This is a genomic window from Thalassotalea sediminis (assembly GCF_030295915.1).
Taxonomy (GTDB): Bacteria; Pseudomonadota; Gammaproteobacteria; order Enterobacterales; family Alteromonadaceae; genus Thalassotalea_C; species Thalassotalea_C sediminis.
This window is the reverse complement of sequence record NZ_AP027361.1, coordinates 618,865-630,179: the sequence shown is the minus strand read 5'-3', so window position 1 is coordinate 630,179 and position 11,315 is coordinate 618,865. Positions and strand designations below refer to the sequence as shown.

Below are 11,315 nucleotides of genomic sequence, written 5' to 3'. Positions count from 1 at the left end.
ACAGCATCTCCTTGCTGCTATAACTTTACCTTAGCTTATCATAACGCCAATATGTCACATCATGACAACATCGAATTGCTCCTGGTTATATAATGATTCTGTTTGTATTTTAATTTGTTTGCCAATAAACACTTCTAGTTCAGCGAGGTTATGAAACTCATCATTAACTAATGACTCACTCACGGCGGTTGATGCATAAACGATAAACTTATCGGCATCATAGGCGCGATTAACTCTGACAATTTCTCGTAATATCTCAAAACAGACCGTTTCAACCGTCTTTAAATTACCTCGACCTTCGCAAACAGGGCATTCACCACATAAAATATGCTCTAAACTCTCACGCGTTCTCTTGCGAGTCATCTCAACTAATCCTAACGCGGAAAAGCCAGAAAGACTGTATTTCACTTTGTCTTTAGCCATTGCCATATCTAAACTATGCAACACGCGGCGTTGATGGTCATCACTGTGCATATCAATAAAATCGACAATGATAATACCGCCAAGGTTACGTAACCGTAACTGTCGAGCAATGGCTTGCGTCGCTTCTATATTTGTATTAAAGATTGTTTCTTCCAGGTTACGGTGTCCAACAAAGGCCCCTGTATTAATATCTATTGTGGTCATTGCTTCTGTTTGATCAATAATCAAATAACCACCAGATTTTAGTTCGATTTTTCGATGTAACGCCCGTTGTATCTCGCTTTCAACATCAAACAAGTCAAAAATGGGTCTTTCACCTGGGTAATATTCCATAACAGGTGTCAATTCAGGCACAAACTCTTGTGTAAACTCTCCAAGCTGATCAAAGGTTAGCTTGGAATCAACACGAATACGCTCTAAAGACGTGCCAACAAAATCTCGAATAACACGGAAAGCCAATGACAAGTCTTGGTAAATCGCTGTTTTTGTTTGTTTACGTTTTTTACGTTCTGTGACTTTTGCCCAAACACGGCACAGAAACTCAGCATCATGCTGCAATTCTTTAACACCAGCACCTTCAGCGGCTGTTCGCACAATAAAACCATGATCATCTTCACAGTAAGGCTGTACAATTTCTCGCAAGCGTTTTCGCTCTGCGACATCTTCTATTCGTTGTGAAATACCTGCATGGCTTGCATTAGGCATTAACACTAAATATCGCGCAGCAACTGTAATATCTGTGGTTAATCGCGCGCCTTTGGTTCCTAGTGGATCTTTCACCACTTGAACCACGATATATTGCCCTTCATGCACTAAGCTACGAATGTCAGGTACTTGTTCACCATTACTTTCATCATTGGTAATTAATTTAGAGTTAATATCAGATGCATGCAAAAACGCAGCTTTATCAAGGTTAATATCAACAAAGGCAGCTTGCATACCAGGTAAAACACGAATGACTTTGCCGAGATAAATATTACCAACTAGCCCACGTTTTGCTTCACGTTCAACATGGACCTCTTGTAATACACCATTCTCAATTAACGCTACACGCGTTTCACTAGGTGTTACATTTATCAGTAATTCACCGGTCATTTAATTTCCTTTATCTGATTTTGGCGTTTTGCAGTGATGTATACATATTAAAATGGGCTAATAAAGCTTTCGTTTCACAAAGTGGTAACCCTACCACGGCTGAGTAACTGCCACGAATGGCTTTAACAAACTGTCCACCAATACCTTGGATACCATAGGCACCTGCCTTATCTTTAGGCTCACCGCTATGCCAATAGGCATCCATTTCATGCTCAGAAATCTCATCAAACTCTACATGTGTACAGACTACACACGTATCGCTTAACGAACCCTGAACAACTGCAACACCGGTATATACTTGATGTGTATTACCTGAAAGCAATGACAAATACTCGCGGCATTGCTCAATAGTTTCAGGTTTTCCAAGAATACGTTGTTGGTAAACAACACAGGTGTCCGATCCAACAACGACGCTTTGCTTTGGAGCTTTGTCGGCGATGCAATTTGCCTTTTCTAAAGATAAGCGTAGTACATAATCTGAAGGCCCCTCTGATGGCCGTAACGTTTCATCTATATCTGGGCTTTGACAGGTAAACGTGTATCCAAGTTCCGACAAAAAGGCTTTTCTTCTCGGTGATTGCGACGCTAATATCAATGAAGGTGTCATGACAAGGATTACCTATTATTTAATGCCGAAGTGTCGACGAATTTTGCGTAATAATAAAAAAGCCCAAGGCCATAAAATAATCGTGGTAAGTACAGGGTATAAGTAGCTTGGTAAGAAAATAATATCGGTTAAAAAGCGTTGAAACCAAAAAACAAGTAAGTGATATAATGCAGATAGCACACCTACAATAAGTGCTTGTTGCCAAACAGAAAAATTTCGTATTTTCTGAAAGTTGCCTGCAATTATATAAACACATAATGCCATTGCGGCTGCATGTACGCCTAATACTGACCCTAAAAGTACATCTAATAAAAAGCCCATGATCCAAGCAGTAATGACATTGACTCTACTCGGTAGTGCAAGTGTCCAATATAATAAGACCACTAACACCCAATCAGGTCGAAAGGCATCGACGCTTAAGGGCAAAGGCATAATAGAGCCAACAATCGCGACCAACAACGTTAATAATATGATGATGCCATTATGAGCCAACATTATTGTTCTCCATCACAGCAGACAGCTCGTCTTTACTCGAAAATATAGGGGTTGGTTTCTCTGGCCATAACAATAATACATATCGTAAACGATTTATCTGAGCTACGGGCTCACTTTGCACTTGGGCAAAGGCTCGAGATTCATCAGTTCTCACCGCAACTACACGAGCAACAGGATAACCTTCTGGATATTTGCCGCCTAACCCTGACGTTACAAGTAAGTCTCCTACTTTTACATCCGTACTGTGGGGAACAAAATTATGAATCAAACGATCAATAGTGCCCGTGCCGTTTGCTATCATACGAATGCCATTACGCGTAATTCTCACGGGAACTGCATGAGTCACATCTGTGATAAGCAATATGCGACTCGTAATGGTGCCAACATGCAAGACCTGGCCAACAATGCCTTTGTCATCAATGATCGCTTGTCCTTCAAAAACACCATCATTTGCGCCACGGTTAATAACCACCTGATGAGAATATGGATCACTATCAACCGATAAAATTTCTGCGACCATTTTTTTAGCGTCTTTACGAACAGGAGATGAAAGCAACAAACGTAATCGATCATTTTCTTGTTTAAGAATATTTAATTGCATTGCTTGTTCTTTATAGCGCAATTCATTTGATTTAAGCGTTTGGTTTTCCTCGATTAGATGCTTTCGGGTTTTAATGTTCTCAACAGCCCAATCTATCGCTTGTTTAGGTGTAGTTGCCAAATACTGAAGTGGGCTTACCACTGATTGTAAATAACCTCGGACAAACTCAAAGCTATTCATTTTGTGATCGAAAAAGATCAAAAGGGCAGAACAAAACAGCACCAGAACGAGTCGGTGCTGTGGAGAGGGTCCATGTTTAAATATAGGATTCATCGAGAATATATTTTCTCTATTTTATTGAACATCAATAAGCAGGCCTTTGCTAATCATTTATTTAATGCAGTGACGCTACACTGCATTAAAATTTTACTCGTAAGTGAACAAGTCACCGCCGTGCATATCTATCATTTCTAATGCTTTACCACCACCTCGAGCGACACATGTTAATGGGTCATCAGCAACAACAACAGGGATACCGGTTTCTTCCATCAATAAACGATCTAAATCTTTTAATAATGCACCACCGCCAGTTAGTACCATACCGCGTTCAGAAATATCAGACGCTAATTCTGGTGGCGATTGTTCTAAAGCGACCATAATGGCACTAACAATACCTGTTAAAGGTTCCTGCAAGGCTTCTAATATTTCATTACTGTTTAACGTAAAGCTACGCGGAACACCTTCGGCTAAGTTACGTCCTCGTACTTCAATTTCAACAAGTTCTTCACCTGGGTATGCCGAGCCAATTTCATGTTTAATGCGCTCTGCCGTTGCTTCACCGATTAAGCTACCAAAATTACGACGAACATAGTTAATAATCGCGTCATCAAATTTATCACCGCCAATACGAACAGATGATGAATACACCACACCATTAAGTGAAATAATACCAACTTCTGTCGTACCACCACCGATATCAACAACCATAGAACCTGTTGCTTCAGACACTGGCATGCCCGCCCCAATTGCGGCTGCCATTGGCTCATCAATAAGGTACACTTCACGAGCACCCGCCCCTAGCGCAGACTCACGAATAGCACGTCGTTCAACTTGTGTTGACCCACATGGCACACACACTAGAACACGTGGACTAGGGCGTAAAAAATTATTGCTGTGTACTTGCTTAATAAAATACTGCAGCATTTTTTCTGTCACGAAAAAGTTTGCAATAACACCGTCTTTCATCGGTCTTATCGCTTCAATGTTTCCTGGTGTACGACCTAACATTTGTTTTGCAGCTGTACCTACTGCGGCAACACTTTTTGAGCCGCCGGCCCTGTCTTGACGAATAGCAACTACTGATGGCTCGTCTAACACGATACCTTGTTCTTTTACATAAATAAGTGTGTTTGCCGTTCCTAAGTCGATTGATAAATCGTTAGAAAACATGCCTCGTAATTTTTTAAACATACGGTCTAAATGTCCTTGCTATCTGACTACAACATGGCTGCCATAGCGTACTTCGATTATTTTTCTAATTGTCGGTAATCATAACGTAGTATTGACAAGATGTGATGCCCGAATGACGAAAAAATCATGTTTTTTTGCAACTTTTTTCATGAAACTGTCAAAAAAGCGCTAATTTTGTATTTCTCGCCAAGAAATAATGCGGTCATTACCACGAAAAAGACCGAAATTTAGTAAGCCAACGGGGTTATCATCATAAAGATTATTATCCTGCCAATCATACTTTAACCATGCTGGTACTTCATATTCAAACTGTAAACCCCCTTGTTTGCCATTACCTGGTGCGCTAAAGGTAAATCTATTTGGCAGTTCAATAAAATGCCCGGAAATAAATGTACCATCTGTATCAGCTTCAACATCATCTACCTCTAAATTGTCTGAGGTGTCTTTATCAATTAAGCGATACTGGCCACTATTTAATCCACCGCTCCATATAGCGCCTGAAGTAATTCTTGCATCATTAAGAACAGGTTCTAAGTTTGGCGTTGTACAGCTATCACCGTCATTAACAACAAAACCACTAAAACCACTGCCATCGAAATACTCTAGACGCATTACAACGGGTAATACTTCGGTTTCAGGACCATAAGCGTTTTCAATAACCCAACGGCCAAAACGAATTTTACTGTCAAAGCCTGCTAAAGAGCGTGCCGTGTTTTGCAACATATCCAGCCCTTCAAGTTCACTCCCTTCAACATCGGTCAGTTTGACACCAAAACGCACCTGCTCAAATGGGCCATCCGGCGAGCTTTCTCTAACAAACTGTCCTTTATCAAACTCCAAACCTCCACTTCCACCATCATCTTCATTTTTATAAACGCCGTCATACCAATCTACGCCGGAAAAATCCCGCAAGCGATGAGTAACATCATCAACAGCAGCATTTTCAGCTACTACATCAATAGTTGCTTTCGCCAGGGTAGCAAAATAATTTTTGGTGGTGTCGCCAGCTTGATTTTGTGCGGTAATTTCATAAACCAGTTTGATTTCAGGTTGTGACATATAGCTCATGGGTTCACCAGCCACAGTACAAAAGTTAGTGACACTTGACTGGGTTAATACAAACTTAGCCGGAATAAAACGACCAATAGTGGCTAGTCCACTGGCGTGATTATTACTATTACTTACCGTTTGCTGTTCACGCACGTAAAGTTTAACACTTCCTACTTCGTTATAAACCGCGCCGGTAGCTGTTTTCAGACTTTGATATTGGCCCGAATTGAAGGAAAAAGCAGAGGTTGCATATGTTAAATTATCGCCAGGTAACGTCGTGGTTAAGTTTAAGTTATCCCCGGTTAATGTACCTGTAACACCGTCGGATGTGGGTAAAATGCGTTGTAAAGCTAGCTCTACTTGTTGTGTAAAATTAGGCGTAATATCACCATCTTTATTAACTGCCAGAATATTTAAATTAAATTCAGCCCCCGCCTGCTCGGTAATAGTTGCATTGATATCAGCGCTCATTAAGGGCGATGTACCGTCATTATTGCTGTCGGTATTAGCACTCACAATGAATTCATACGGCCTGACATAAAAGATTTCACTATTACCAAATAGTGTAACCGCAGGGTTGTCAGGTGTTGCCGCAATATCATGTTTCGCATATAAAAGTACCTCACCAGCATCATGATAAGTATTGATCGGCAATTGTGCTGTAGAGTCATTATCGAACGCTAAATCTATAGCACTATAACTCGAGGGAGCACCTAAATATTTAGGTACAGTATTGTTTGCAATTTTATAATCTAACCCACTCGTCAAAGCAGGATTAGCTGCTTTCAGTGCAAAATCAATACGGCGCGTACCTGCGCTATCAAAATATCCTTGGCAAACACCGTCATCATCTTTCACTGCTTGAATAAAGATCCGTGAATTACCGCCGCTCTGCATTGGCTCACCCGCCACTTCGATATCATTAAAACCGGTAATTTTAAAGCCCGCATTACTAAACGTGATATCACAGTCATTTGGGTTATTGCTATTACACACATAGCCATTACTTGCCGCAACACTGGCGTTATCAATAGACAATGTAGCAGTTTCTGCAACTCGGTATGACAAATCAAAGGTGGTATTTCCAGTAAAATTAATCGCCTTGATTACCGAATGACTATTACCTTGTGCAATAACATCTAAGGAGACGTTTTCCGTTGTTTCAATACATGTACCATCAAAGCTATTAGTGCAGGCCTTTACGGTAACACTTTCAGCTTCACAAGTAAGACCATTCGCACTATGAAGGATCTGATAATGATTAATAGAAGCGGCTGAACCTTCACAAAAACCATGGCCATCAAGTTTGTCAGCATCGCCTGAAGAATAAAAAAACGCACCTTGTTGGTCTACTTGCATAGCACCGTTAGCAGAAATTGAGCCGGTAATATAAGCATTACGGTTGACCGAAATACTGCCTCCTGCATAAATATGGGCATTAATTTCAGCAAATCTATTAATGGTTAACGAGCCGGCGACAATGAGTAAAACATTGGCAGGACTACCACCAGCATTAATCCGTGTATTTTGTTGTATGGTCGCACTACCATTGATAAAAATAACCGCAGTACCAGTGCCACTAAAGGTTATTGTTGCTCCTTGAGAATGCCCCCAGTACAAATGCTGATAGACTCCATCCGTTATATTGGTCGCATTAAAAAAGCCACTGGCAGAATAAAAAGGGATTGTAGGAGTCGGAAAACTATTAACTGGCGAACAAGTACCGCCATCGCAAGTACTTGAATTATTGATTGATATTCCACCATTGACGGCAAATGTCGTTGGCCCTGGAAAGATGGCACTACAGTCAGTCGCATAGCTAGGCGAAATAGCAAATATGAACAATAAAAGTGCAAGGCATAATTGTCGGAGCATCACTAAACAACTTCAGCAATAAACTTATCTTACTTAACGTTACTCCTAACTGCTCAAGAGTACAAGTAACAGCTTGTATTTGTTCGCTAAAGCGCGCTTAAATGCAAAAAGAAAAAACCCCACTAACGTGGGGAAAATTTTCATGAAACGAAAAAGGGGCTCTATATGCGTTCAACCAATAACCAGTAAAACGCCGCATACATAGTTTAATACTAAATATTAAGAGAATATTTTAACTTACGTCCAGCGACAAGCAGCACACCTAATGCTAGTAATAACACAGTTGTCGGCTCTGGAACTTGATTAGGCTCAGGTGCAAGTGAAGACTCACGTACATAAAAAGTATCGGCAAAATCTAAATAAAAAGGTAGTAAACCCACACCATTTGGGTCACTGGCAATGATGCCAGTTTCAAAATCTGTTGTGGTGACTGTATCTTGTGAAAGTATGTTTTGGCTTAACCCCGTAAATACAGAATTAAAATACTCCACAGCATGAATGTAACCTGTTATCGTGCCTTGATCATCCTTTAAGGTGAATGCATCAAGCGTTAACACTTCAAAAATATACACCAGTTGCTCTAATGTCGCATAATGCCAATTTTCTTGCACTAACGGTGCATGTAAGGTGTTTGTACCCCATGATTCAGCATTTACAGGTGATGCCCACGCATAATCCCAGCCATTAGATGAGACATAATGTACACCTGCTAAATCAGTTGTTAACTGATCTTCGGCGTTAACATAGTTCTTGTTCTCAAGATCAAATTGCGACAAATTAGTGATCAACGTTGCGTTGGACACAAATGTAATACAAAAAGAAAGTAATATTAGGCTAATAAATTTGTTCATTAAAACGACCTCTACTTAATGAAGCGGATACAATCAAAACGACGTCAGTTTGTTTATACAAAATTCATGCCTAATTTAAAAAATAATTACTTATTAATAACTTAAATTTTATCCTTTACGCTAAGTGTTAATAGGTGTAAAGAAAACCAACATTTATATGTAAACACATTGTTATAAACTTCGCGCTTGTACTTCAACTGTTCTTGAGGTTGTAACATCATCAATTGTGCAACTACCTGTACTTGTAAGCGTATAATACTGTGCTCCTGCGATGACATCGGGGTTAAGTGTGCATTGGGTTTTAAAACCACAATTTTTTAAGCCATCAATATGAGCAATGCTTGGCTCAAGATTCCCCCCAGGGCAACTTTGTGCAGGATTATCGAGCGGGAAAATCTGCTGTAATTGCCATTGCATGCCTGTTTGTGCTGCTTGAAATGCTCTCGTGCCTAATACTTCATAGACAACAGTGTTACTGCTAGTACGCAACATCTTGACGAGGGCAACACCTAGCAAACTCATCACAACAATAACGAAAATTGCAATAACTAAAGCGCTACCTGTTTGACTTTTGGCACTGTGTGTTGGTAAAAAATTGACATTATGGAACATTTGGCACCTGAATTTGGTTACGAAGTAATGCTTGCTCACCATTTTGCTCAAATTGCAATGCAATCGTAACAACGCTATTACGTTGTAACGTTGCTTCCTTTACCTCTATATTGGAAGATAATTGATTTATACCTGTTGCTAATGGCACACCATCTCGTGTCAGTATGCCATTAGCGGTAATACAAAACGCTGTTTCTCCTGCGATAAAATACGCGCGTTTGGTTGGCGAATCGGTTTTAAAATGTATTGCCGATGAAAAATTAACGTTCCAGGTTGCTGAAGATGACGGCTTGGTAATACTTGCAAAATTATGCACTTTCCCAGAAGTACTTATTACATCATCAACGTTTGTAGGATACACAATAATCTTGTTCGCATTGGCAACAGCGTCATCTTCAAAAGGAACAACGTCTATAACAGACGCAGCACTTTCAGGTAACACGGGAATATCTAGATAAATACTCGTGGCTAACACTGGTGTAAAATGTAAACAATCGGCGCCAGCGGAGTTCGTTTTATACAATGAATTAGGTAATGCGGTACGAATTTCTCTATTTAAACGTTCAACAGCAAAGCGAGCACCACTGATCAACTTATCTCTCGCGGTAGATTCAGCATAAATATTACTACCAAACTTCAAGAAGTTACTAACGCCAACCGCCAAAACCCCCAAGATTACAATAACCGTAATTAACTCGATTAACGTAAAGCCACGCATCTGATGTTTAGTTAAGTGATGTTTCATCAGTAATTAGTCCGATAAGTGGCAAAAGTTTGCACATAGCCTGTTGGCGTTGTTACAGTCACGGTGATCAGCTTTGCCGTATACTGATTATCATCTGTATCGCCATTTTCTCTAGTAATGCCATTAAAATCACTATCATTACCAACCGATACCGTTAACGTAAAGCCTAAATAATTTGCAATATCACCATTGTTATAAACTAAGCCATTATAGTCATCGACATCATCAAACAGTTCACGGACATCAGATTCCTCATTAGCCATATTTAGGCTACAAGGGTCAGCATCAGCTTCACCGCAACGTAACCGTCCCCCCGCTTTATCACTGTTTTCGTCGAACGCTTTTTGTTGAATTTCATTGAGCATTGATTGTGCTAATTCAGCGCCTCGTATTTGATGCAATACACTAGCACTTTGTTCAGTTGCAGGATAAAGCAATGTCGTTAATACGGCGAACGAGATTGATAACACGACAATGCCAACAATCGTTTCTATCAATGTAAAACCACTTTGGTTAGCCTTCATAAATAAAGCCTTCTGCATTAACAAATACATTTAATGTTTGTTCTTCACCTGTGATAGTGATTTTACATGGGGCAGTACAACCTTCTGGTCGCCCCATTTTACTAAAGGCAATGTCATCTCCACTAAACGTAACCAAGTGATTACCGTCTATTTGCACACTTGTCGGTCCGTCTTCGTTATTTAAATTATAACGCACGCTATCTTGCCATTGGTTAAGATGACAACTATCTGCTGATGTCATATCGGTTTTCAACAGGCCAATCATTTGAGTTGTTACTTTTACTTTATGGCAGGCATTACTTTGTTGCATCGCACGTATTTGCACCGCACGCAATGTGGTGACAATTTCATCTTGATAGGTTCTTTCTTCATAACCGCTACCACTAAACCATTTGGGTACAACAGTTACCGCTACAATGGCTAAAATAATAATGGTTACCACCATTTCAATCGTAGTAAATGCGCGGATAGGTTTGACGACATTTTGGCTCATTAGCAAGGGTTCATCCCTACCGTGGCTTTAGTAGTCGATGTTGCCGCTCGGTAATAAACAATACAAGCTTCGCTGGTATTTACAGGAGTAGCCTGATCGCTTGGATAAACAATTAATCGGCTATTATCTGTCGTAGCCGTGACCTCAAAAGCATTTTGGTCAAAGTCTATTATTTTTGACCATTCACTCTCTGAGGCTAACGGATAACCGTATTTTACATAAACAGGCTGACCATCTAGCTGAATAGTTGGAAAAGCTAACGCCGTATTTGCATTAGGCGCAAAAGGTAAATTTTGGTTACCCTTGATTACAGCCTTACCATAAACACGTGCCATACCGCCCTCAAAAGACGCCTTTATTGCTTCTAGGGTTGTGGTTTTTGCATCTCGACTAAAATCAATATATTTAGGCACTGCGATAGTCGCTAATATACCAACGATAATGATCACAACAAGTAACTCGATAAGCGTAAAGCCATTCTTAAGCATCTGTTAAAGACTCCATGCTAAGTAACACGATAGATTTTATAGGCGA

General features: G+C 40.1%; 12 protein-coding genes. All 12 read right to left on the bottom strand.

The window, feature by feature from the left end; genetic code table 11:
* Positions 1-54: 54 nt before the first annotated feature.
* Entirely contained in the window at positions 55-1,518 is a 1,464-nt protein-coding gene (gene rng, locus QUE09_RS02895; RefSeq protein ID WP_286234703.1) for a ribonuclease G, read from the bottom strand.
* A 10-nt stretch (positions 1,519-1,528) separates the two neighbouring features.
* Positions 1,529-2,125 (bottom strand): Maf family protein, encoded by a 597-nt coding sequence (locus QUE09_RS02890; RefSeq protein ID WP_286234702.1) that lies wholly within the window; start codon positions 2,123-2,125, stop codon positions 1,529-1,531.
* A gap of 15 nt (positions 2,126-2,140) precedes the next feature.
* Positions 2,141-2,620 (bottom strand): rod shape-determining protein MreD, encoded by a 480-nt coding sequence (gene mreD / locus QUE09_RS02885; protein ID WP_286234701.1) that lies wholly within the window; start codon positions 2,618-2,620, stop codon positions 2,141-2,143.
* Positions 2,607-3,494 (bottom strand): rod shape-determining protein MreC, encoded by an 888-nt coding sequence (gene mreC, locus QUE09_RS02880; RefSeq protein WP_286234700.1) that lies wholly within the window; start codon positions 3,492-3,494, stop codon positions 2,607-2,609. The genes mreD and mreC overlap by 14 nt, the downstream gene beginning before the upstream one ends.
* A gap of 93 nt (positions 3,495-3,587) precedes the next feature.
* Positions 3,588-4,631 (bottom strand): rod shape-determining protein, encoded by a 1,044-nt coding sequence (locus tag QUE09_RS02875; protein ID WP_286234699.1) that lies wholly within the window; start codon positions 4,629-4,631, stop codon positions 3,588-3,590.
* 168 nt (positions 4,632-4,799) lie between these two features.
* A complete protein-coding gene (locus QUE09_RS02870) occupies positions 4,800-7,556 on the bottom strand; it encodes a DUF6701 domain-containing protein (protein WP_286234698.1) in 2,757 nt (918 codons plus the stop codon).
* A 212-nt stretch (positions 7,557-7,768) separates the two neighbouring features.
* Positions 7,769-8,407, bottom strand: a complete 639-nt coding sequence (locus tag QUE09_RS02865; RefSeq protein WP_286234697.1) for a PEP-CTERM sorting domain-containing protein — start codon at positions 8,405-8,407, stop codon at positions 7,769-7,771.
* Between the two features lie 171 nt (positions 8,408-8,578).
* Entirely contained in the window at positions 8,579-9,019 is a 441-nt protein-coding gene (locus tag QUE09_RS02860; protein ID WP_286234696.1) for a pilus assembly PilX family protein, read from the bottom strand.
* On the bottom strand, positions 9,009-9,764 hold the full coding sequence (locus tag QUE09_RS02855; RefSeq protein WP_286234695.1) for a PilW family protein: 756 nt from the start codon (positions 9,762-9,764) through the stop codon (positions 9,009-9,011). The genes QUE09_RS02860 and QUE09_RS02855 overlap by 11 nt, the downstream gene beginning before the upstream one ends.
* Positions 9,764-10,288 carry a type II secretion system protein gene (locus QUE09_RS02850; RefSeq protein ID WP_286234693.1) on the bottom strand — a complete coding sequence of 175 codons (525 nt, stop codon included), beginning with the start codon at positions 10,286-10,288 and terminating at the stop codon, positions 9,764-9,766. Before QUE09_RS02850 ends, QUE09_RS02855 begins: the two co-directional genes overlap by 1 nt.
* On the bottom strand, positions 10,278-10,781 hold the full coding sequence (locus QUE09_RS02845) for a pilus assembly FimT family protein (protein ID WP_286234692.1): 504 nt from the start codon (positions 10,779-10,781) through the stop codon (positions 10,278-10,280). Before QUE09_RS02845 ends, QUE09_RS02850 begins: the two co-directional genes overlap by 11 nt.
* The gene (locus QUE09_RS02840; protein WP_286234691.1) at positions 10,781-11,269 is read right to left on the bottom strand and encodes a type II secretion system protein; all 489 of its coding nucleotides are present in this window, start codon (positions 11,267-11,269) and stop codon (positions 10,781-10,783) included. Before QUE09_RS02840 ends, QUE09_RS02845 begins: the two co-directional genes overlap by 1 nt.
* Positions 11,270-11,315: the final 46 nt, after the last annotated feature.